Source organism: Actinopolyspora mortivallis DSM 44261 (assembly GCF_000384035.1).
Taxonomy (GTDB): domain Bacteria; phylum Actinomycetota; class Actinomycetes; order Mycobacteriales; family Pseudonocardiaceae; genus Actinopolyspora; species Actinopolyspora mortivallis.
This window is the reverse complement of sequence record NZ_KB913024.1, coordinates 1,891,867-1,914,769: the sequence shown is the minus strand read 5'-3', so window position 1 is coordinate 1,914,769 and position 22,903 is coordinate 1,891,867. Positions and strand designations below refer to the sequence as shown.

General features: G+C 68.1%; 20 protein-coding genes. 8 read left to right on the top strand and 12 right to left on the bottom strand.

Annotated features, from left to right (window positions below):
* The 4 genes from ACTMO_RS20840 to ACTMO_RS0109220 form a co-directional block, all read right to left on the bottom strand.
* Positions 1-449, bottom strand: a 449-nt coding sequence (locus tag ACTMO_RS20840) for a carboxylesterase family protein (protein ID WP_157063016.1), incomplete at its 3' end; no start/stop codon positions are given.
* 41 nt (positions 450-490) lie between these two features.
* A complete protein-coding gene (locus ACTMO_RS0109230; RefSeq protein WP_019854400.1) occupies positions 491-1,717 on the bottom strand; it encodes an MFS transporter in 1,227 nt (408 codons plus the stop codon).
* Positions 1,718-1,746: 29 nt separating this feature from the next.
* On the bottom strand, positions 1,747-2,607 hold the full coding sequence (locus tag ACTMO_RS20835) for an arylamine N-acetyltransferase family protein (protein ID WP_019854399.1): 861 nt from the start codon (positions 2,605-2,607) through the stop codon (positions 1,747-1,749).
* Positions 2,608-2,648: 41 nt separating this feature from the next.
* Positions 2,649-3,659, bottom strand: a complete 1,011-nt coding sequence (locus tag ACTMO_RS0109220) for an aldo/keto reductase (protein ID WP_019854398.1) — start codon at positions 3,657-3,659, stop codon at positions 2,649-2,651.
* A gap of 229 nt (positions 3,660-3,888) precedes the next feature.
* Here ACTMO_RS0109220 and ACTMO_RS0109215 point away from each other — a divergent pair, with 229 nt between their 5' ends.
* The 5 genes from ACTMO_RS0109215 to ACTMO_RS0109195 all read left to right on the top strand — a co-directional run bounded on the left by ACTMO_RS0109215 (position 3,889) and on the right by ACTMO_RS0109195 (position 9,640).
* On the top strand, positions 3,889-4,692 hold the full coding sequence (locus tag ACTMO_RS0109215) for an arylamine N-acetyltransferase family protein (RefSeq protein ID WP_019854397.1): 804 nt from the start codon (positions 3,889-3,891) through the stop codon (positions 4,690-4,692).
* Between the two features lie 303 nt (positions 4,693-4,995).
* The gene (locus ACTMO_RS0109210; RefSeq protein WP_019854396.1) at positions 4,996-6,261 is read left to right on the top strand and encodes a 3-deoxy-7-phosphoheptulonate synthase; all 1,266 of its coding nucleotides are present in this window, start codon (positions 4,996-4,998) and stop codon (positions 6,259-6,261) included.
* A complete protein-coding gene (locus ACTMO_RS0109205) occupies positions 6,258-7,028 on the top strand; it encodes a 2,3-dihydro-2,3-dihydroxybenzoate dehydrogenase (protein ID WP_019854395.1) in 771 nt (256 codons plus the stop codon). The genes ACTMO_RS0109210 and ACTMO_RS0109205 overlap by 4 nt, the downstream gene beginning before the upstream one ends.
* Before the next feature lie 15 nt (positions 7,029-7,043).
* Positions 7,044-7,721, top strand: coding sequence for an isochorismatase family protein (locus tag ACTMO_RS0109200; protein WP_019854394.1), 678 nt, complete (start codon positions 7,044-7,046; stop codon positions 7,719-7,721).
* Positions 7,718-9,640, top strand: a complete 1,923-nt coding sequence (locus ACTMO_RS0109195; RefSeq protein ID WP_051099057.1) for an anthranilate synthase family protein — start codon at positions 7,718-7,720, stop codon at positions 9,638-9,640. The genes ACTMO_RS0109200 and ACTMO_RS0109195 overlap by 4 nt, the downstream gene beginning before the upstream one ends.
* Before the next feature lie 94 nt (positions 9,641-9,734).
* On the opposite strand, the gene ACTMO_RS0109190 is transcribed toward ACTMO_RS0109195, so the two are convergent.
* Complete coding sequence (locus tag ACTMO_RS0109190) at positions 9,735-10,709, bottom strand: NADPH:quinone reductase (RefSeq protein WP_026449032.1); 975 nt, start codon at positions 10,707-10,709, stop codon at positions 9,735-9,737.
* A gap of 368 nt (positions 10,710-11,077) precedes the next feature.
* Here ACTMO_RS0109190 and ACTMO_RS0109185 point away from each other — a divergent pair, with 368 nt between their 5' ends.
* Positions 11,078-11,737, top strand: coding sequence for a ScbR family autoregulator-binding transcription factor (locus ACTMO_RS0109185; protein ID WP_033401842.1), 660 nt, complete (start codon positions 11,078-11,080; stop codon positions 11,735-11,737).
* Between the two features lie 199 nt (positions 11,738-11,936).
* On the opposite strand, the gene hrpB is transcribed toward ACTMO_RS0109185, so the two are convergent.
* The 7 genes from hrpB to ACTMO_RS0109150 form a co-directional block, all read right to left on the bottom strand.
* Positions 11,937-14,438, bottom strand: coding sequence for an ATP-dependent helicase HrpB (gene hrpB, locus ACTMO_RS0109180; protein WP_019854390.1), 2,502 nt, complete (start codon positions 14,436-14,438; stop codon positions 11,937-11,939).
* Between the two features lie 83 nt (positions 14,439-14,521).
* Positions 14,522-15,595 (bottom strand): ArsO family NAD(P)H-dependent flavin-containing monooxygenase, encoded by a 1,074-nt coding sequence (locus ACTMO_RS0109175; protein ID WP_019854389.1) that lies wholly within the window; start codon positions 15,593-15,595, stop codon positions 14,522-14,524.
* A gap of 28 nt (positions 15,596-15,623) precedes the next feature.
* Positions 15,624-16,580: a thioredoxin-disulfide reductase gene (gene trxB, locus ACTMO_RS20830; RefSeq protein ID WP_019854388.1), complete on the bottom strand. Its 957-nt coding sequence runs from the start codon at positions 16,578-16,580 to the stop codon at positions 15,624-15,626.
* Positions 16,577-16,996 carry an arsenate reductase ArsC gene (locus ACTMO_RS0109165; RefSeq protein WP_019854387.1) on the bottom strand — a complete coding sequence of 140 codons (420 nt, stop codon included), beginning with the start codon at positions 16,994-16,996 and terminating at the stop codon, positions 16,577-16,579. The genes trxB and ACTMO_RS0109165 overlap by 4 nt, the downstream gene beginning before the upstream one ends.
* A gap of 33 nt (positions 16,997-17,029) precedes the next feature.
* The gene (arsB, locus tag ACTMO_RS0109160) at positions 17,030-18,094 is read right to left on the bottom strand and encodes an ACR3 family arsenite efflux transporter (RefSeq protein WP_019854386.1); all 1,065 of its coding nucleotides are present in this window, start codon (positions 18,092-18,094) and stop codon (positions 17,030-17,032) included.
* 237 nt (positions 18,095-18,331) lie between these two features.
* Positions 18,332-18,697 (bottom strand): ArsR/SmtB family transcription factor, encoded by a 366-nt coding sequence (locus tag ACTMO_RS0109155; protein WP_026449030.1) that lies wholly within the window; start codon positions 18,695-18,697, stop codon positions 18,332-18,334.
* Between the two features lie 74 nt (positions 18,698-18,771).
* Entirely contained in the window at positions 18,772-20,076 is a 1,305-nt protein-coding gene (locus ACTMO_RS0109150; RefSeq protein WP_026449029.1) for an FAD-dependent oxidoreductase, read from the bottom strand.
* A 97-nt stretch (positions 20,077-20,173) separates the two neighbouring features.
* On the opposite strand from ACTMO_RS0109150, the gene ACTMO_RS0109145 reads away from it, so the two are divergent.
* Together ACTMO_RS0109145 and ACTMO_RS0109140 are read left to right on the top strand one after the other, a co-directional pair.
* Entirely contained in the window at positions 20,174-21,013 is an 840-nt protein-coding gene (locus ACTMO_RS0109145) for a helix-turn-helix domain-containing GNAT family N-acetyltransferase (protein WP_019854383.1), read from the top strand.
* A gap of 557 nt (positions 21,014-21,570) precedes the next feature.
* A complete protein-coding gene (locus ACTMO_RS0109140; protein WP_157062852.1) occupies positions 21,571-22,866 on the top strand; it encodes a coiled-coil domain-containing protein in 1,296 nt (431 codons plus the stop codon).
* Positions 22,867-22,903 lie beyond the last annotated feature (37 nt).

The window sequence follows — 22,903 nt, the reverse complement described above, 5'->3', positions numbered from 1 at the left end:
TGCTCGTGCAGACCGAACCCGAAAGGGCCCAGCCGGTAGTTGAACGTCACCACCACCATCTGACCCCGCACCGCCAACCGAGCACCGTTGTAAGTGGGTTTGACCGAGGAGTGCACCTGCCACCCGCCGCCGTGGATGTAGACGAACACCGGACGCCGCCCCCCCAACCCCGGCGTCCACACGTTGGCGTACAACGCGTCCTCGGCGCTGACCGGGCTGTCGTCGGGGGGTTGCAGGAAGGCCGACGACAGCCCGGTGGCTTCACGCACTCCGTTCCACGGTGGGTGGGGACACGGTGCGGCGAACCGCAACGGCCCCACGGGGGGTGCGGTGTAGGGCACGCCGAGGAAGGCCAGGGCCTGCTGGTCGGCCGTGCCGCGTATCGCTCCCGCGTTCGTGCGGACGACCGGTGACGTGGAGGCCACCGGCTCGGATAATGAACTCGTCATGACGTCCTCCCACCGTGGTTCGGACCCCGCTGCGGTCGGGGTCAGTGCGCCTGTGCCGGTTGGTCCATCCCCGAGTTGCGGGTGCTCCACACGGTCAGCGTGGTGAGCAGCACGAGGACGGCGCCGAGCCAGAGCACGTTGGACAGCGAGGTGGTGTCGACCACCACGCCGCCGAACAGGGCGCCGAGCGAAATGGACAGGTTGAACATGGACACCCACAGCGCCGAGGCGGCCTCGGTCTCGTGCGGTGCCGCCTTGATCATCCAGGTCTGCAGGCTGACCGAGACGCCGCCGAAGGCCAGTCCCCACATGATCAGCAGTACGATCCCGCTGGCGACGGTGCCGCCGAGCAGGGGGAACAACGCCAGTACCGCGGCCAGCGCGAGGCTGATGGTCAGCACGGTGCCGCGCACGTTGCGGCCCGAGCTGGAACCGGCCACGAAGTTGGTGACGATGCCCGCCAGGCCGTATCCCAGCAGCAGGGAGCTGATCAGTCCCACGCTGACCCCGGAGAGGGACTGCAGCACGGGGCTGACGAAGGTGTAGGCGGCGAAGTGGCCGGTCACCAGCAGGAAGGTGGCGATCACTCCGGCCGTGACCGCGTGGTTACGGAACTGTTCGGCCAGTTTGCTCAGCCGTACCGGTTCGCTGGCGGGCAGTTTCGGCAGCAGTGAGACCAGCCCGACCAGCACGATCAGGGCCAGCGTTCCCAGGGCCGCGAACGCGGTGCGCCAACCGGCGAGTTCGCCGATGAGCGTGCCCAGCGGCACGCCGAAGACGTTGGCCGCGGCCACGCCCCCGAAGATCAGCGCGGTGGCCCGGGGAACGTACTTCTCCGGGACCAGGCGCACCGCGAGACTGCCCGCCACGGCCCAGAAGCCGCCGATGGTGATGCCGACCAGCACCCGACCCAGCAGCATGACGGCGAAGTTGGGGGCCAGGGTGGACAGCAGACTGGAGCCGCCCATGATGATCATCAGCGCGATCAGCAGGATCCGTCGGTCCAGTCTGCCGACCGCCACGGGGATGACCGGGGCGGATATCGCGGCCACCAGACCGGGCAGGGTCACCATCAGTCCGGCGGTGCCCTCGGTGACGTGCAGGGAGCCGCTCACCGCGGTGAGCAGTCCGACCGGTAGTTGTTCGGCGGTGACCATCGAGAAGATTCCCACGGTCACCGACAACACGGTGAGCCAGCCTTTCAGCCCCACGTGCTGTCGCGTTTCCACCGCCGTGTCCGCGGTGGCGGAGGTTCCTTTAGTGGTCATGAGAATGCACCTGATACTCGACGTTTTCCTCAGGTCGTGGCGTGTTGTGCGGGACGGGGAAGGCTGGCCCGAACGTGCTCCGCTTCGCTGTCGCTTAGGCCGATGCCGAAGGTGTCCCGTATCACCTCGGCGACGTCGCCGTCGTCGAGGACGACGACGTCCGCCTTCTTTCCGGGATCTTTGGTGCTCAACTCCCGGTTGTTGAGCGTGAACCGGCGAGAACCGTGTTTGCGTTCCAGGAAAACCCGTCCGGTGAAGGGCGAGCGTGGATGGGTGGAGATGAAGTGGTTGGCCGCCACGCAGTCGATCTGGTGCTGGGGATCGGTGCCGAACCGGTACAGCTGCAACGGGCCCGACTCTGTCAACAGGGACAGCACCCAGGTGACGCCGTCGGGGGATCGATCCAGTTGGTACACCCATCCGTCCTGCTCGGAACGAACGCCGTCGGTCAGGGGGATGGGCTCGGACGGGCCGTCGTCACCGAACCCCACGTCCACCAGGAAGGTCCGTTCCGTGGTGGGAACCAGCAGCATCAGATGGGTGTTGGGCAGTGGTTTGGCTGCTCCCAGCAGCGGCCGTGCGAACACCCGCAGGACCCGGTGTCCCAGCCGTTCCAGTAACGCGGCGAACAGGAGGTTGTGTTCGTAGCAACACCCTCCGCGGGGTTGTGCCAGGATCTTGCGCTGCATGCTGTCCATGTCCAGCGGAACCGGGCGTTGCAGCACGATGTCGAGGTTCTCGAAGGGGATCGACATCGCATGGGCACGGTGCAGTCTGCCCAACGTCGCCGGGTCCCCATCCGGGCGGCCGGTGTCACCGATGCGCCGGAGATAGGACTCGACGTCGAGGTCCTCCGATTCCCATTCGGAACTGTGGTGCTTTTCGGGCATGTCGAGCTCCGCTCGTCCTTCCGCCGCTGGGGTCTGTCGTGTCACCCGGCGGACGGGGTCTTCTCGCTGTCCAGCATGGCCATGCCGGCTTCGTCGAAACGTGTGCCGGCCACAGCGTCGGCGGGGATGGCCTTTTCGATCTCGTCGAGATCGCCCTCGGTCAGTTCCAGGTCGAGGGTGCCCAGTGCCTCGGCGAGCCTGTCGCGGGTGCGTGCCCCGATGACGGGAACGATGTCGGAGCCGCGGGACAGTGCCCAGGCGATGGCGACCTGGGAGACGGTTCCCTGCCTGCGTTCGGCGATGCGTCGCAGCCGGTCGGTCAGTGCCAGGTTGTGTTCGAGGTTGTCCCCGCTGAAGCGGGGAATGTGGGTGCGGGCGTCGTTCTCGCTGGTGGCGCGGTCCCGACTCCAGTGTCCGGACAGCAGGCCCCTGCCCAGCACCCCGTAGGCGGTGATGCCGATGCCCAGTTCCCGGGCGGTCGGCAGGATCTCCGACTCGATACCTCGGGACAGCAGTGAGTACTCGATCTGTAGGTCGACGATCGGGTGCACCGCGCTGGCCCGGCGCAGGGTGTGGGCTCCGACCTCGGACAGGCCGATGTGGCGGACATAGCCGGCCTGCACCATCTCGGAGATGGCACCGACGGTGTCCTCGATGGGCACCTGAGGATCCAGTCGAGCGAGTCGATAGACGTCGACGTGGTCGGTGTCGAGTCTGCGCAGCGACTGGGCCAGAGAGTTCTTCACCGCCTCGGGACGTCCGTCGACCCCGAGGATCTCGCCGTCCGGGTCGCGCAGCACTCCGAACTTGACACTGATCTCGACCGCGTCGCGGTCGCGTTCACGCAGCACGTCACGAAGCAGCAGTTCGTTGTGTCCGCTTCCGTAGAAGTCACCGGTGTCCAGCAGGGTCACTCCCGCGTCGAGCGCGGCGTGTACCGTGCGGCGCCCCTCCTCGGGGTCCGAGGGGCCGTAGAAGTCCGACATTCCCATGAGACCGAGCCCGAGCGCCGACACGCTCGGACCGGTGGAACCGAGTAAGCGTTGCAACATGAACAAAACATCGCAGTGTCACGACAACGGCGTCAAAAAAGCACCGAAACAGTCTGTCAGATCGCGCCGTCCTCGTTTTCGGAAAAGTGTGTTCCGTGTCCGCGGGAAACGTATTGTGTCGCTCGATCGGGCAGTATAGCGTCTCACTCGCCCACACATCCCCGGCGGAAATATGTCAAGTATCCGCCGGAAGGAGTGGATGTGAGCGACGGAATCGAAGGAGCATGTCGTGTTGGACGAGACCACGATCACTCGTTATCTGAAACGTATCGGAGCGGACCGGCCGGAGAACCTCGACATCGAGGCGCTCAGCCATCTGCAGGAACGGCACGTCCTGTCCGTCCCCTTCGAAAACCTCGACTATCACCTCGGAGTTCCGATCCCCCTGGACGAGAGCATCGTCGGAAAGATCGTGGACGACCGCCGCGGAGGGGGCTGTTACGAGACCAATCCCGCGCTCGGTTTCCTGCTGCGCTCGCTCGGCTTCGAGGTCACCATCATCTCCGGCAGAGTCCACTTCCCCGACCGGATGGGGCCTCCGCTGGGACATCTGGCCCTGCGGGTGGATCTCGACCGCCCGTGGCTGGTCGACGTCGGCCTCGGACGCAACAGCCGTCGTCCGCTGCGGATGGACACCACCGAGCCCCAGCAGGATCCGCACGGCGAGTACCGTCTGGTTCCCGCCCCCGACGGCGGCACCGACGTGTTGCTGAACGGCAAACCCGAGTGCCGTCTCTACGAACGCCCCTGCGAGCTCGACGACTTCCGCCCCACGTTGTGGTGGTTCCGCACCGCTCCGGAGTCCCCTTTTCTGCGGGACCTGGTCTGCTCGATGCCCACCGAACAGGGGCGGGTGACCCTGAAGGGAAACCGTCTGACCAGAGTGGTGCACGGTGAACGCCACACCGAGGAACTGCCGGACGAGGACACGACGAGGCGGGCCTACCGCGAATGGTTCGGCATCGAGCTGGACACGGTCCCCCGCGCTCCGGAGCAGTCCGCCGACCGCAATCTCGGCGGGGCGCTGAGCTGACACGATTTTACTTCCCGTGCTTTTCCGGTGTCTTTGTTTTCCCGCCGAGAAAGGGTTTCCGCGAGACGAAAAAACGGTACGTGACACATTATCCGAGAATTGACTGACTGGGGTGGTGCTTCTTGATCGGGGGATCGCGTGAATCACACCGTGGGAACTGTTCCCCGTTTCCGCGGAAAGGGGAACGCCGCGTGGGAGGCGGCGAAACACAGTGTCCGTCGCCTCCTCGTCCTCCGAAGAAACACCGCTGCCGCGGAGGGTGCGCCCGTGGTGACACCCTCCTTTTCCGCCCGTGGAGACGACATGGAAAGCTCCTTACTGCACATCCCACTGGAAAACGCGAAACAACAACCCGACTGGGGTGATTCGGCACAGGTCCAGCGCGTACGGGACGCGCTGACGGCCCGGCCCGGGCTGGTCTCCGACAAGGACGTCGGTGTGCTGCGTTCGCAGCTGGCCCGGGTCGCCCTCGGAGAGGCCGAGGTGGTGCAGGCCGGTGACTGCGCCGAGAACCCCGACGAGTGCACCTCGGCACAGGTCTCCCGCAAGGCCGCCGTCCTCGACCTGCTCGCGGGAACGATGAAGCTCGGCGGACACCGTCCCGTGGTCCGGGCCGGTCGTGTGGCCGGGCAGTTCAGCAAACCCCGGTCGCGCCCCACCGAATGGGTCGGCGACGTCGAACTTCCCTCCTTCCGGGGGCACATGGTCAACAGCCCCGAGCCCTCGGCCGAGGAACGCCGCCCGGACCCGTTGCGTCTGGTGACCGGATACATGGCCGCCAGCGACATCATGGAGCACCTCGGTTGGGGCCGCCGGAACCGGTCCACGGGTCCGGAGACTCCGGTGTGGACCAGTCACGAGGCGCTGCTGTTGGACTACGAGGTTCCGATGCTGCGGCGCACCGTCGACGGTGACCTGGTGCTGGCCTCGACCCACTGGCCGTGGATCGGGGAACGTACCCGCCAAACCGACGGTGCCCACGTCTCGCTGCTGGCCAACGTGGTCAACCCGGTGGCCGTCAAGATCGGCCCGAACATCACCACCTCCGAACTGCTGACGCTGTGCGAGCGGCTGGACCCCGAACGCGACCCCGGACGGTTGACGCTGATCGTGCGGATGGGTGTGGGAGTGGTGGCCGAACGTCTTCCGGCGTTGGTGCAGGCGGTACGCGCGGCGGGCCATCCCGTGGTCTGGATGACCGACCCCATGCACGGCAACACCGTCACCACCGCGCACGGGTACAAGACCAGGCACCTGGCGGCGCTGCGGGAGGAGATCCGGGAGTTCCGACAGGTCGTGCGCGCGGCGGGCGGCTTTCCCGGTGGGATCCACCTGGAGACCACTCCGGAGGAGGTCGTCGAATGCGTGGAGGACCAGCAGTGTGACGAGCAGGTCGGCAACCCCTACACGAGCTTCTGCGACCCCCGGCTGACTCCCTCCCAGGCCACCCAGGTGCTCGGTGCCTGGACCGAGGGCAACACCACCAGCGAGACCCGTTCCTCCCCGCCGGGCAAACCGCTGGTCGTGTTGGGACCGCAGTCGGGCGAGCACGGTGAGGAGACGACATGACCGAGACGATCGCGCTGGTCACCGGAGCCGCGGGGGGCATCGGCGCCGCCGTGGCCCGCAAACTGGCCGAGGACGACACGAGGGTGGCCGCCGCCGACCACGATCCGGACCAGCTGCGGGAGACCGTGGCCGAACTCGCCGGAAAGGGGCTGCCCGTCGAGGCCTTCCCCCTCGACGTCACCGACAGCGCGCGGGTCTCCGCCGTGGTCGAGGAGGTCGAGACCCGGATGGGTCCGGTGGAACACCTGGTCAACGCCGCGGGGGTGCTGCGGCTCGGCGAGACCCGCACGACGAGCGCCGAGGAGTGGGCCCACACCCTCGCGGTCAACGCCACCGGGGTGTTCCACGTGTCCCGAGCCGTGGTGGACCGGATGGTGCCGCGGCAACGTGGGGCGATCGTCACGGTGGCCTCCAACGCGGCCGGCACCCCCAGGGCGCGGATGGCGGCCTATTCCGCCTCGAAAGCAGCGGCCACGATGTTCACCAAGTCACTCGGTCTGGAGGTGGCCGAACACGGCATCCGCTGCAACGTGGTCGCTCCCGGATCCACGGACACCCCGATGCTGCGTTCGATGTGGCACGACGAGAACGGCCGCACCCACACCCTCAACGGCAACCCGTCCGAGTACCGGCTGGGCATCCCGCTGGGCAAGCTGGCCCACCCGGACGACGTCGCCGAGTCCGTGCGGTTTTTGCTGTCCGATCGGGCGGGACACATCACGCTGCACGATCTGACCGTGGACGGCGGAGCCACGCTCGGTGTCTGAGAAGGAGAGGGAACCATGTCAGGTATTCCGCACATCACCCGTTACCCCATGCCCGGCGAGCGCGACCTGCCCCCCAACACGGCACAGTGGAAACCGGACCCCGAGCGCGCCGTGCTGTTGGCCCACGACATGCAGCGCTACTTCCTGCGACCGTTCGCTCCGGAACAGTACACCGAACTGGTCGGCAACATAGCGCTGCTGCGCCGGTGGTGCGCGGCACTGGGGGTTCCGGTGGCCTACACCGCCCAGCCCGGGGACATGACCTCCGAACAACGGGGACTGCTCAAGGACTTCTGGGGTCCCGGAATGCGGATCGACCCCACCGACAGGGCCGTGGTCGAGGAACTGGCTCCCGGCGAGCACGACTGGATGTTCACCAAGTGGCGTTACAGCGCCTTCTTCGGGTCCGGTCTGCTGGACCGGATGCGGGAGCACGGCAGGGACCAGCTCGTCGTCTGTGGTGTCTACGCCCATGTGGGAGTCCTGATGACCGCGGTCGAGGCGTTCACCAACGACATCGAGACGTTCATGGTCGCCGACGCGGTCGCCGACTTCTCCGCCAGGGACCACAGGCTGGCCCTGGACTACGCGGCACGACGGTGTGCGGTGGTGACCACCACCCGGGGTCTTCCCACCGTTCACGGCCCCGTGGCCGAGCTCGGTGGCCGGACGAAGGTGGAGGCACTCGTATGAGCCCTGTGGAGACCACGCCTTCCGAGGGGGCGGAGCTGCTCGACGAGATCCTGTCCTGCGCTCCCCCACCGTTCGCCCTGCTGCACCGGCCGGAGTCCACCGGCTCCGGCCGGGTGGAGCTCCTGCTCGGAACCACCTCGGTGGTGGACACGATCGCCGACATTCCGGTCCCGGAGTCCTCCGAGGGCCCGGCAGGAGCCGACGTGCTGGCTCTGCTGCCGTACCGGCAGCTGAGCGAACGGGGTTTCCCCGCCCCGGACGACGGGACGCCGTTGGTGACCATGCGGGTGGAGCGCCAGACCGTGCTGGACAGGTCCGAGCTCCTCGGACGTGTCCCGGACCGGCCCATCGACATGGAAAACGGTCACTTCGACATCGACGACGCCACCTACGCCGAACTGGTGCGTGAGGTGCTGGCCGACGACATCGGAAGTGGGGCGGGAGCCAACTTCGTCCTCAAACGGTCCTTCGTGGCCGACATCGCCGAGTACACACCGGAAACCGCGCTGGCGTTCTTCCGGCGGCTGCTGGAACACGAAAGCGGGGCGTACTGGACGTTTCTGGTGTACACGGGACAGCGCACTCTCGTGGGGGCGAGTCCGGAACGCCACGTCAGCCTGCACCACGGTACCGCGGTGATGAACCCGATCAGCGGCACCTACCGTTACCCCAGTTCGGGTCCGACCCTGTCGGGGGTGATGGACTTCCTCGACGACGGCAAGGAGATGTACGAGCTGTACATGGTCGTCGACGAGGAACTGAAGATGATGTCGCAGGTGTGTGATCACGGCACCTGGGTGACCGGCCCCTTCCTCAAGGAGATGGCCCGGCTGGCCCACACCGAGTACTTCATCAAGGGCCGCACCGAACGCGACGTCCGGGAGATCCTGCGGACCACCCTGCTGGCCCCGACGGTCACCGGCAGCCCGTTGGAGAGCGCCAGCCGCGTGATCAGCAGGTACGAGCCGCACGGACGCGGCTACTACAGTGGAGTGCTCGCCCTGATCGGGAGGGACGGCCAGGGCGGCCGGACGTTGGACTCCTCGATCCTGATCCGCACCGCCGACATCGACGCCGACGGGCGCATGACGATCGGTGTGGGCGCGACCCTGGTGCGGGATTCCGATCCCGACTCCGAGATCGCCGAGACCAGTGCCAAGGCCACCGGTCTGCTCACCGCGCTGCGGGCACGTCCCTCGGGATCATTGGGGGAGCATCCGCAGGTGCTGCGTGCGCTGCGCGACCGCAACGACAACATAGCCGGGTTCTGGCTGCGCAGGGCGGAACCGGAAAGCTGTGCGCACCCGACGCTGCACGGCAAGAGCGTGTTGATCGTCGACGCCGAGGACACGTTCACCGCGATGCTCGGACACCAGCTGCGTTCCCTGGGGCTGCGGGTCACGGTGCGTCGTTTCGACGAGCCGTATTCGTGGACCGGCCACGATCTCGTCGTGATGGGACCGGGTCCCGGTGATCCCCGGGACGGGGCGGACCCCAAGATCGCCCTGCTGCGGGGGGAACTCGATCGGCTGCTGGAGGAGGGCGTTCCGTTTCTGGCGGTCTGCCTGAGTCACCAGGTTCTCAGTGACCTGCTCGGACTGGAACTGGCCGCGCGGGACTTTCCGAACCAGGGGGTGCAGAAGGAGATCGACTTCTTCGGCTCCCCCGAGAGGGTGGGTTTCTACAACACCTTCGCCGCGCGGGTTCCCGACCTGGCTGAGGAGTTCGAGCATCCTCACACGGGCACGGTCGAGCTCAGTCGGGACCCCGTCGACGGCGAGGTCCACGGGCTGCGCGGCAGGTGTTTCGCCGGAATACAGTTCCACGCCGAGTCCGTGCTCACCCAGGGCGGTGTGCGCCTGCTCGGCCAGCTGCTCACCGGGGTGCTTGACACGGCACCCCATCCGGTGCGGGTCTGACCGGTTCCTTCCGGACGGGACGGGGACGGCACGGTCGTCTCCGTCCCCGACTCGTCACCGAAGGGGTTGCGAGCAGCGGCCCCGGTCACTGTCCTCACGGGTGAATGACCAGCCGCGTGCCGTGCAGTTCGCCCGACTCGAGCAGTCGATGTCCCTCGGCGGTGTCACGAAGCGGCAGGTCACGTCGTCGTGCGGGGAAGAGTGCCCCTCGGCTCAGCAGTTCGTTGATGGCTTCCGCCGCCGTGGCCAGTTCCCGGACGGTGGCGTTGGTGATGGCGAAACCGAGCACCGAACGGTCCTTCACGTACAGCGGACCGGCAGGCAGGGTGGGTCGGGTGTGCAACCCCGCCAGCAGGACCACCCTCCCCCGCCATGTCAGCAGTTCCACGACGGTGTCGAGTTCGTTGCTGCCGGCCGTGTCCAGCCACAGGTTCACGCCGTGTGGGCAGTGGCGACGTACTTCCCCGGCGGGGTCGTGGGCCCGGTAGTCCACCACCTCCTCGGCGCCGAGGGAGCGGCAGTGCTCGGCATCGTCCCCATGGGCGACGGCGACCACCCGTGCCCCCGCGTGGGCGGCCATCCGTACCGCCGCGCCGCCGACGTTGCCGGCCGCGCCGTTGACGACCACGGTCTCGTCGGGCTCCAGTCTCCCGTGGGTGAACAGGCCCAGGTAGGCGGTGGCCGCGGGGTGCAGCATCGTCACCGCCGTGCCGGGATCCACCCCCTCAGGCAGGGGATAGAGTCTCTCGGAGGCGACGGCCACTCGTTCCGCCGCCGCCCCCTGTCGTCCGCCGTGGCCGAGGCTGTTGCACCACACCCGTTGCCCTCTCCGGAAACCCTCCACGTTGGATCCCGTCCCGGCGACCGTGCCGACCAGGTCTCGTCCCACGACGAAGGGGAACTCCACGGCGACGTCCAGTGCACCGGCACGAACGAAGGTGTCGACATGATTGGCCGTGGTCACTTCCACGTCGACGAGGACCTCGTTCTCGGCCACGGAGGGCTCGGGGCGTTGTCCGTAACGGATTTCTTCGGGGGGTCCGAACCGTTCGATATAAGCAGCACGCACGTTTCGGGATTGTCGTCGACGTCACGGCCGTTGTCCCCAGGCAACGCCCGAATGCGGATCGGATGTGTCACCTCCGGTGACTCCGCCCGGGGTGCGAGGCCCCGGAATGAGAAACCAGACAAGCTTTTTGTCAGGAAAGAAACCTGTTGGTTAGCTCGGGTGAAAGAGGAAAACGGACGTGAACACGCTTTTCATTGACTCTCGTCGGTGTTCAGGACTCGTCCGAGCGTGGTAACGAACCGAATGCGGATTTTATGAAACCGTCCAGTTGGTTTAGTATGAGTGTTCTGTTGGCCCTCACGCGGGGACCACAGGAGCAGTACTCGTCGAGCGGTTCCTCGACGACCGAGGTGGAACGGAGCCATCACATGGTCAGGCAGAAACGTGCGGAACGCACTCGGCACTCCCTGCTCCGTGCCGGAGCGGAAGTCATCGCCGCCCGCGGTTGCGAGAAGGCCAGCCTCTCCGAGATCCTGCAGCGTGCCGGTGTCACCAAGGGTGCCCTGTACTTTCACTTCCCCTCCAAGAACGCGCTGGTGCGGGCGGTGTTGGAGGAACGCGCCGCTGTGGCGGCCACCGACAGCGGAGAGCCCTACACGCAGGACCTGATCGACTTCACACATCGGGCGGCTCGGGCCGGGGAACGTGACCCCCTGCTGCGGGCGGAGACCCGGATGGCCGCCGAGTCCTTGTCCGGGAAGGACTGCCCCGTGCCCTACCGGGAGTGGAGCGCGACCTTCCAGGACATGCTACGCCGGTCCGCGAAGGCCGGGGAGACACTGCCCGGCACCGACCCCGCGGCGTCGGCGGACACTCTCGCCGCCGCCTACCTGGGTACGCGACTGTTCTGGCATGCCACGGGGCAACGTCCCGAGCTGAGGGAGATGCTCGCGAGGTTGTGGCGTCACCTGCTTCCCGGTCTCGTTCTCCCGGCGACGTTACGCCGACTCGACCCACACGGTGGCGACGTCTCGGCGGATGCGGGCGCGACGGACGAGGACTCCCGTGCCCCCTCCGAGACGAGATGATCACGAGAAAACGATTTCTTCGCCGCTCCTGCCAGGAGAGTCTCCCCGCGAGAGTCCTCGCCCGTGCGCTCCGCTGGAGCGAGCACGACTTCCGGGCAGCCACGGGCGGCTCCACAGCCCCTCACCACCCGGACGAGCACGCCATGCCGCTGCCAGTGACCGGGCTTTCCCCTTCGTGCTCATTCCGTCACGGTGACGATCACGAACCGGAGGCTCCTCGCCCCTTCCCGGGAGGACTCGGAACGGCCTTCCACGGATCCTGGGGCCAGTCGTGCTTGAGGTACTGGCCCCGGAGTTCGGCGCGGACCTGGTGGTAGCCGTTGTTCCAGAACGAGGTCAGGTCACCGGTCACCGCGGCCGGACGCCCCGCCGGATCGAGCAGGCGCATCAACACCGACACTCTTCCCTCGGCGACGGTGGGCACACTGCTCCACCCGAAGACCTCCTGCAACCGCACCGGCAGGGCGGGTTGCTGTTCACCGTAGTCGACCGGCACCCACCTGCCGGAGGGAACCATGATACGCGGCGGAGCCAACTCGTCCATTCTTCCGGCCTCGGGCCACGGAAGAAGTCGGTGCAGTGCCTGCCCCGCGTCGATCGTGTTCAGATCGGCCCGGCAGGAAGCCGTGGACAACTCGGGCTCCAGCCAGGTGTCCATCGTCTCGAGCAGAGCGGCTTCGGAAGTGTCCGGCCAGGGGGATCCGAACACCCGGCGAAGGAAGGCCACCCGGTCCCTGAGCTGACGGGCGTGTTCGTCCCAGTGCAACAGCCGTTCGAGCCCCTCGGTGCGCAGCCCCTGCACCAGCGCCGCTCGCGTCGCGGCAGCCGGTGGGGTACGGAGGGGCCTGTCGGACAGCACGATCGCCCCCAGCGTTCGGACGGTGCGTGCGCGGACATCGCCGTCGTCCCAGGTGATCTCGTCGGTCTCCGTGATCAGTTCCGGGGCGGCCTGTTCGGCGAGCCGCTGGTCCGCCCGGGCCGCCAGCCGCACGAACCCGTGCGTGCGGTGGGGCTCGCGTTCGGCGATCGCCACGGCCAGCCACTCGGATCCGGCCAGACCTTCGGAGGTGGGCATCCCCGAGGGGTCCTCGCGTACCTCGGAACGAGGCAGCTCCACGGCCGTTCCCCCGGCCAGGAGATACACCCGGGAACGGGGCGCGCGACGCCGGGCCAGCCGCTCGGGATGGGCCAGCGCCACCACCAGGGCTTCGTCTCCGGAGTCGGGCGGGTCCTGCGGGGCGGGGACCAGTTTTTCCAGACGGCGGACCTCGCGACGCCAGCGTCGGGCCCCTTCCCCGGCCGCGCGGAGTGTCCGCAGCGCGGCGGCGAGGTCGGTTTCGCGGGTGAGGGTGTCGTCGTCGAGCAGCGCGATGACTTCGGCCGCGTTACGACGTCCGACCCGGGCACTTCCGTCCAGCAGCGCTCGGGCCAGCCGTGGGTGCAGTCCCAGCTCGGCCATGCGTCGTCCCCGTTCGGTCACCTCGCCCGCGGCGTCCAAGGCTCCCAGGGTGGTGAGCACCTCACGCCCGGCCGTCAACGGCCCCTGGGGCGGGCTGTCCCACCAGCGCAGGGCGCGCCCGTCCGGTGTTCCCCAGCAGGCCAGTTCCAGGGCGAGCCGGGTGAGGTCCGTCGTACGGATCTCGGGCTCGGGGTAGCGCACCAGGTTGTTGTGTTCGTGTTCGGGCCAGCAGCGGTAGGCGACACCGGGGGCTTCCCGACCGGCGCGTCCGGCGCGTTGTTCGGCGACCGCCAGGGGAACCCGGACAGTGACCAGCCCGGCCAGACCCCTGCGGTGGTCCACGCGCGAAACGCGGGACAACCCCGAGTCCACCACCGCCCGCACTCCGGGGACGGTGAGGCTGGACTCGGCCACCGCCGTGGCCAGCACCACCCGTCGGCGCTTTCGGGGGCGCAACGCCGCGTCCTGTTCGGAGGTCGACAGCCGCCCGTGCAGCGGTAACACGTCCACATCGGACACGGACGAGAGCAGTTCCCGGGTGCGGGCGATCTCGCCCGACCCGGGCAGGAAGGCGAGCACGTCGCCGGGCTGCTCGTCCAGGGCGGTACGCACGGCCCGGGCCACGGTGGCCTCGACGCGTTCCTTGCGCAGCGCGGCGACGTGACGTGTTTCGACCGGGTGGGAACGGCCGTGGACGTTGAGCACCGGTGCCGGCTGCCGCTCCCCCAGCATGGTGGCCAGGCGGTCGCTGTCCACCGTGGCCGAGGTGGCCAGGATCCGCAGATCCGGGCGCAGCCCGTCCCGGGCGTCCATCAGCAACGCCAACAGCAGGTCGGCGTCCAGGTGCCGTTCGTGACACTCGTCGAGCACGACCGCGTCGACCCCGGCGAGCTCGGGATCGGACTGCAGACGTCGCACCAGCAGTCCCGAGGTGACCACCTCGACCCGGGTCTCGGCCGAGGACTTGCGTTGCCCCCGCACGGCGTAGCCCACCCGTGCCCCGACCGGTTCGTCGAGCAGTTCGGCCATACGGGTGGCGGCCGCCCTGGTGGCGAGTCTGCGTGGTTCGGCCACGACCACGCGGAGTCCCCGAGCGGCCAGCTCCAGGGGAACCAGGGTGGTTTTGCCTGTTCCGGGAGGGGCCACCAGCACGGTGGAACCGTGCTGTTCCAGGGTCGTGCCGATCTCGTCGAGTACCGGCCGCACCGGCAGGTCGGGCAACTCGGGCAGTGTGAGCGTCATCGACCGAAACCGTATCGCCGGTGCCGAATCCGTTCCCGGCTTCCCCGGACCGCGGCGGACAACGGGCACCCCGGACGCGGTGTTCAGATTCCGGCGGTGTGTCGGGCGGACAGCTGCCGGGTGATGTCGGTGACGGTGGTCTTGGCGGTGCGGCCGGCGCCGATGAGGGTGGCCGAGGCGTGTCCGGTCCAGTCGCCGTAACCGAGCAGGTACAGGCGGGGTTCCTGCACCGAACGGGTGCCCTCGGTGGGAATGGTCCCGTCACGACGGCGCAGCCCCAGCGGGCGTAGATGGCGAAGGGCGGGTCGGAAGCCGGTGCACCAGAGAACGGTCTCCGCCGGATGTTCGGTGCCGTCGGACCAGACCACGGTGTCGCGGGTGAGGCGGGTGAACATCGGGTGGGCGTGCAGCGCGCCGCGAGTACGGGCTTCGAGCACGCTGGGGGTCATGACGATGTCACCGAGCGCGGCCACGCCGCCGGTGTCCTCGGTTCCGCGACGGCGGGCGGCCTCGCGCCGGGTGGCCACGTCGAACAGCACACGCCCGTCGACGTCGTCGGGCATGAACCGGGGCGGGCGCCGGGTGACCCACAGCGTCTCGGCCACGGCCGAGACCTCGGCCAGGATCTGCGCGGCGGAGTTGCCGCCGCCGACGACGACAACGCGGTCTCCGCGGAACTGGTCGGGACCGCGGTAGGAGACCGTGTGCAGCTGGCGGCCGGTGAATTCGTCCTGACCGGGGTAGGACGGAATGTGGGGGGCTCGCCAGGTGCCGGTGGCGCTGATGACCACCCGGGCCCGCCACGTCCCCCGGTCGGTGGATACGACGAGGGATCGCGTGTCGTCCCGGCGCACACCCTCGACGTGCACCGGCCGGTGCACCGGCAGTGCGTAGCGCCGTTCGTAGCGGGTGAGGTAGTCCACGACGTGGGCGCGTGTCGGGTAGTCGAGGCCGGGTTGGCGGGGCATAGGCCATCCGGGCAGCGGGCTGTGCTCGGCCGGGGAGAACAGCCGCAGTGAGGGCCACATGTGCCGCCATGCCCCGCCCGGCTCGGACTGCGCGTCGAGGATGACGAAGTCCCAGCCGGCTCGGCGCAGGAAGTACCCGGCGGCCAGCCCGGCCTGGCCGCCTCCGATCACCACGACGTCGCAGTCCACGGTGCCGGCGCTCCTTTCCTCACCGAGGTCAGCCGGTTGGGACGGCTTCGGGGGTGGTGTGTTGGGTGGCCAGCCATCGTTCGGCGTCGATGGCTGCCGCGCAGCCGGAGCCGGCGGCGGTGACCGCCTGTCGGTAGGTTTTGTCCACCAGGTCTCCGGCGGCGAACACGCCGGGCAGGGAGGTGGCGGTGGTGGGCTGGTGCACCCGCACGTAGCCTTCCTCGTCGACCTCGAGCTGCTCGCGTACCAGGGTGCTGCGCGGGTCGTGGCCGATGGCCACGAACATGCCCGTCACGGCCAGCTCGGACTCGGCGCCGGTGACGGTGTCGCGCACCGTCAGCCCCGAGACGGTGCCCTGGCCGTTGACCGCGGTGACCACGGTGTTGGTGCGCCAGTGGATCCGCTCGTCGGCCCGGGCGCGGTCGAGCATGATGCGGGAGGCCCGGAACTCCTCACGCCGGTGGATGATCGTCACCGACCGGGCGAACCGGGTGAGGAAGGTGGCCTCCTCCATGGCCGAGTCCCCGCCGCCGACCACGGCGATGTCCTGGTCCCGGAAGAAGAACCCGTCGCAGGTGGCACACGAGGACACTCCCCGGCCGAGCAGCTGCTGCTCGCCGGGCACCCCGACGTAGCGGGGGGCCGCGCCCATGGCCAGGATGACCGCCCGCGCCCGGTGCTCGACCCCGTCGGCGACGACGGTCTTGACCGGCCCGCTCAGGTCGATCCGGCTGGCCTCGGTGGTGCGTAGCTCGGCCCCGAAACGCTGTGCCTGGGATCGGAACTGTTCCATGAGCTCAGGCCCCATGATCCCGTCGGAGAAGCCGGGGTAGTTCTCCACCTCGGTGGTGTTCATCAGTTCCCCGCCGTACTGGACTCCCTCGAAGACCAGCGGCCGCAACTCGGCCCGGGCCGCGTACACCGCGGCGGTGTAGCCGGCCGGACCCGAACCAACAATGACCACATCCCGAACGTCGCCCGTCATGTGGTGGTGTCCTTTCCTTCCAGGAGCTCGGTCAGCAGCTGCCGCACCCGGGTATCGATGTCGTCGCGAATGGGACGGATCTGTTCGACGGTTTTGCCGGCGGGATCCTCAAGGTCCCAGTCGAGGTAGCGTTTGCCCGGGAACACGGGGCAGGCGTCCCCGCAGCCCATGGTGACGACCACGTCGGAGGCGTCCACGTCCTCGGTGGACAGTTTCCTGGGGAACCGCCGGGAGACGTCGATGCCGAGCTCGTTCATGACCTCGACCACGGCCGGGTTGATCTCGTCGGCCGGCGTGGATCCGGCCGAGCGTACGGCCACCCGTCCCCCCGCGTGGTGGGCCAGCAGGGCGGCGGCCATCTGGGAACGTCCGGCGTTGTGCACGCAGACGAACAGTACTTCGGGTGTGGTGGACACGGATCGCTCCTTGGAGCACGTTCGAAGGGACTGTTACCGCTGGGAGGTGCCGGCGGCGACGGGTGCGGTGGTCGACTCGTGGTGGAACCAGCGACGGGCGGCCAGGCTGACGTAGACCAACGCGACCAGCACGGGCACTTCGATCAGGGGGCCCACGACTCCGGCCAAGGCCTGTCCGCTGGTGACGCCGAAGGTGGCGATGGCCACGGCGATGGCCAGTTCGAAGTTGTTGCCCGCGGCGGTGAAGGCCAGTGTGGTCGAGCGTTCGTAGGACAGGCGCAGCCCCTTGCCGAGGGCGAAGGTGCCCGCCCACATGACCACGAAGTAGACCAGCAGGGGCAGCGCGATGCGGGCCACGTCGAGAGGCTGGCTGGTGATCGCCTCGCCCTGCAGGGCGAACAGCACCACGATGGTGAACAACAGCCCGTACGGGGCCAGGGGGCCGACACGGTCCAGGAAGGTGGACTCGTACCAGACGCGGCCCTTGGCGCGCTCCCCGAGACGCCGCGAGAGATAGCCGGCCACCAGGGGGATGCCGAGGAAGATCAGCACGTTCTTGGCGATGGACCACGCGGAGACGTCCAACGCGGCCGTGGGCAGCCCGAGCCAGCCGGGCAGCACGGACAGGTAGAACCATCCCAACCCGGCGAACGCGATCACCTGGAACACCGAGTTCAGTGCCACGAGCACGGCGGCGGCCTCCCGGTCACCGCAGGCCAGGTCGTTCCAGATGATGACCATGGCGATGCAGCGTGCCAGTCCGACGATGATCAACCCCGTGCGGTATTCGGGCAGATCCGGCAGGAAGGTCCAGGCCAGCGCGAACATCACCGCCGGACCCACCAACCAGTTGATGACCAGCGAGCTGGCCAGCAGTCGACGGTCGCCGGTGACGGTGTCCAGCCGGTCGTAGCGCACCTTGGCCAGGACCGGATACATCATCACCAGCAGACCGACGAAGATCGGCAGCGAGACTCCGGAGATCACGTGCAGCGAGTTCAGCGCCGTGTTCAACCCCGGCACGAACCGACCGGCCAGCAGTCCCAACAGCATGGCCGCGCCGATCCAGACCGGCAGGAACCGGTCCATCACCGACATGCGTCGGGTTACCGACGTGGTCGGTGCCGTTTCCTCCGTGGTGGCCACCCCGTCACCTCTCTCGTGTACATGGCCCCGGCCGCACCGCGAGCGGGCGAGGCGGATCCGTCTGTCGTGTGCGTGCGGGAACGGCGCGACCACGCCCCACCTTCTTCTGCGGCCCCGGTCCGTGCCGACGGGACGGCTCGCTCCGTGGGGAAGGACGGGTCTCCGCGCACATTCGCCCGCCTTGAGTGATCAGGCCGTCGCGGGCGAGGCCGGGGCCGGGCCCAGCACCGCGGACAACTGCCGCAGCACCTGCGGTCGCACCGAGTAGAAAATCCAGGTGCCCCGGCGTTCGCTGTCGATCAGTCCGGCCTCGCGCAGCACCCTGAGATGATGCGAGATCGTCGGTCCCGACAGGTCGAACGCGCCGGCGAGGTCACACACGCACGCCTCCCCACCGGCGTGAGCGGCGACCAGGCTCAGCAGCCGCAGTCGCACCGGGTCTCCGAGCGCCTTGAACATCGCCGACAGCTCTCCGGCCTGTTCGCCCGACAACGGCTCCCCCGTCACCGGGGAGCAGCACCAGCGCTCGCCCCCCGGCTCCAGCTGATTCGACATACTTCTAATTTGACATCTATCGATATAAAAGACAAGAGTCTCTCGCCTTGAGACACCTCCGCACTCCCCGGTGGTCACGGCACGGCCGAGACGTCGCAGCAACTTCCTTCCGCTCGCTCGACGGAAGACTCCAACACACCGCTGCCGCCGCAGACCCCGGTTTCCGGCAGCACCAGCTCGACCCGTTCGGCGGCGGTGTGGTCCCCAGCCAGCGCGGCGGCGATCGAACGCACCTGCTCGTAGCCGGTCATGGCCAGAAACGTCGGGGCGCGCCCGTAGCTTTTCATGCCCGCCAGGAACACCTTCGGCTCCGGATGAGACAGTTCGGCGGCCCCGTGGGGGTAGACGGTGCCGCAGGAGTGCACGTTCGGATCGATCAACGGGGCCAGGGCCACCGGTGCTTGCAGGGTCGTGTCCAGGTTCAGCCGCAGCTCCGAGAGCCAGGACAACTCCGGACGGAATCCGGTGAGCACGACGGCCTCGTCGACCGCCTCGATCCGTTCGCCCGTCTCGGAGACCAGTACCAGGCGCTGGTGCGCGTCACGTTCGACGGCTTCGGTGCGGAATCCGGTGGTCACCGTGAGGCGTCCGGCCTCGACAGCTGCCCGGACACGTTGCCCCAGCGCGCCGCGAGCGGGAAGCTGGTCATGCTGACCTCCTCCGAAGGCATCACCGATCTGGGCACGCCGCAACAACCAGGTGATCCGTGTGCCCGTCTGGTGAGCGGCCAGCTCGTCGAAGGAGGCCAGCGCGGTCAACGCCGAGTGACCACTGCCGGCCACCACCACGTGCCCGCCCGCGTACCGCTGCCGTACGGCCGGATCGGTCAGGTCGGGTATGCGGTAGGTGATCCGTCGGGCGGCGGCCCTCTCTCCGAGTGCGGGCAGTCCGTCGGCACCGAGCGGGTTGGGATTTCCCCAGGTGCCCGAAGTGTCGATCACCGCACTGGCCGTCACACGTTCCTCTCCTCCCGAAGCGGTGCGCACGTGCACGGTCAGTGGTTCGGCGTCACGGCCGGCATCGACCACCCGGTTCCGCCCCCGGCGGGCCACGCCGGTGACCGTGACACCGAACCGGACCCGGTCTCCCAGGGCCGCGGCCAGTGGCCGCAGGTACCGCTCGACCCACTCCCCTCCCGTCGGATAGCTGTCCGCTTCCGGTGGAGGCCAGTCCTGGGCCTCCAGCAGGCGTCGGGCTGCCGGGGCGAGCACCTCCTCCCACCGCGAGAACAGCCGTACGTGACGCCACTCGGTCACGGCGGCCCCGGCGTGTTCGGCGCGTTCCAGTACCAGGGGGCGGAGTCCGCGTTCGGTTAGTTCGGCGGCCGCTGCCAGCCCCACAGGACCCGCGCCGACCACCGCAACAGGGAAGTCCCGCATCCTCGTACTCCTTTTATCGATTTAGGTCGATTAAAGCTCAATATATCGACTGTGTTCGATACAAGCAACCATCGAGCCGTGTCGATACAATTGCGGTATGGCCACCGAGTTCCGAGAGATCCAGGCGCTGCCCGCCACGGATGCGGCCACCTACGCGGAGTGGTTCGCCTGCCTGGCAGAACCCGTGCGCGTTCGGCTGCTGCACGCGGTGGCCACCAGTCCGACCGGCATCACCGTGGGCGCGCTGGCCCGAACTCTGGGCACCAGCCAGTCCACCTGCTCGTTCCACGTACGCAAACTCGCCGACACCGGATTCGTCCGTGTGTACAAGCGCGGCACGGCCACGATCGTGGCCGTCAACGAAGCCTGCTGTACCGGCCTGCCTCATGCCGCCGACGCCGTCATGGGCCTACTCGGGCCACGCTCCTGCTGCCCGGAGAACCTGCCTTCCGACGTCACCGTCCGTGCCCTGGATACCGAGGACTGGCCCTCCGTACGTCGGCTCTACGCCGAAGGCGTCGATACCGGCCTGGCCACCTTCGACACCACTGTGCCCAGCACAGCCACCCTCGATGCGGCATGGTTGCCCGAGCACCGCTGGGTGGCCGACATCGACGGGCAGGTCGTCGGATGGACCGCCGCCAGCTCCGTCTCAGCACGCGAGTGCTATGCCGGGGTCGCCGAGACCTCCGTCTACGTCAGCGTCGACCACCGGGGACGTGGGATCGGAAAAGCACTGCTGCACAAACAGGTCACCGAAGCCGACAGCGCAGGCCTCTGGACCCTGCAAACCTCCGTCTTCACCGACAACCGCGCCAGCATAGCCCTGCACCATGCCGCCGGCTACCGTACCGTCGGCGTCCGCGAACGCATCGCCGAACGGCACGGCACCTGGCATGACACCGTCCTTCTCGAACGCCGCTCACCCGTGAACTGACACCGCCCCCGTGGATCCGGGAGGGCGGACGACACCGGAACACGTCCACGTCCACACGGGAGCGGCGAGAGTTCCATGGTGGGGATGAGCGCTTGTGCGGTGTCGCGGTTGAGGCGGTTCCGGTGGGGACACCGCGCGTAGCGCCGAACCGGTTCACGTAGTAGCGAAGCTCGCCGCGTTCGGCGTCAGGCATTCCCCCGCCGCCCACGAGATCCGTTCTCGGGCTGATCGGCCCCGGGCCCCGTTGGTCGAGCACTGTCGCGAAGACATCGCACCCCCCTGCTCGTCACCACCCCTCGGGATCACGATCATGTTTCGGCCTCGTCCCGGCGGGGATCGGACTCTCCCTTCCTCCGCGGCCTCCGCGTTGCCGAGTTCTCGCCGTGGTTCGGACCCTCCGGCGCGGCCACACCCCCTCGGGAGCTCGCTCCACCCTTCGATCCTTTGAGTAGTAGATAACCGTCCTTATCTACTACTCAAAAGAAGTCTACATATATACTTATTGAAACAAAACTACCCTTATTTTGTTTAGTGAACTGAAGTGATAGTCTCTGGGTGTGTCTGTTGAGGAGGGACGGTTCACAGGAGACCAGGTGGAGGGCGTCGAGGAGGGCGACCAACAGCGCCACCTCTCCCCCGGTTCCACGGGGGAGAACACCGCGCGCACGGAGAGACATGACGGAAGTCGTGACGAAAAAAGTTCCCGGTCATCGGCTGAGGAGCGCCGTTGTGCCTACAGCCGGTGTCGAGCGGTACTTCCCGAAGCCAGGACCGGGCGTAAACGGGAGTTCTGCCACGAACGCGACCGCACCTGGAACGTGGACGGCAGGGCGGTGACCTGCGCCGAACTGGGCAGGGCGGAACGACTGCTGGCGGCGGCCCACGGGGACCAGTGCTCTCCCGCCGCCACGGTGGACACCACCGTGCTCGGGGAACTGGTCACCACCACCCTGCAGGGAGTGCACCGGTTGCGGTCCCCGTTGGCCGAGTTGACCCGCTCCCTGGAGAGCGTGGCGGGCAAACTCGACGAGGACGTCGCCTCGGCTCGGGCGGCTCAGGCCGCGGCGGAGTCCGAGGCGGCCGAAGCGCGGGGACAGAGCGAAGCCGCCGAGCAGGCCCGTGGCGAAGCCGAGTCCGAGCGGGACGCGGCCGAACAGGCCAGAAAGGAAGCAGACCAGGCCCGCGAGCGGGCTGAACAGGCCCAACACGCCGCCGAACACGCCCAGTCCCGTGCCGAGGGCCAACGTGACCGCTACGCCGCCCACGCCCAGGACCTCGAACAGCGTTTGGCCGCTGTCACCCAACTCCGCGATGCGGCGGAACAGAACCTGGCCGAGGCGCGGGCGGAACTACGCAGCACCCAGCAGACGCTGGCCGACACACGGGAGCAACTCGACACGGCCACCGCTCGCGTGCACCAACTCGTCGGCGAACACACCGCCGCCCTGGAACAGGCTCGTCGCGAGCACTCCGAGGAACTCGAACGTCTGCGGGCCGAACACACTGATCAGACCCGTCAGCTCGAACAGCGACACCAGCGGGAACTCGACGAGCTCCGACACAGTCACGCGGAGGAACAGCGACGAACGCGGGAGGAACTCCAGCACCACCACACCACCCAGGTGGCCGAGCTGCACGAAACGATCGGAGGGTTGCGTCATCAGCTGTCCGCCGCCGAGCGGCACCGGGACGAACACGCTCGACTGCTCACCCACTGGACGAGCACGTTGAGCCGGGCTCTGCACGAGGACACCGACGAGCAGGCGCTCACCGACGTGATCCGCCGTCTGCTGCACGAGCGGGAAGGAAGGACCTCCGTCGAACCGCCGGCTGACACGGATGCTCCAGGATGATCGTGTTCTCTCATGAAGCGCGCACGCAGACGGTGAC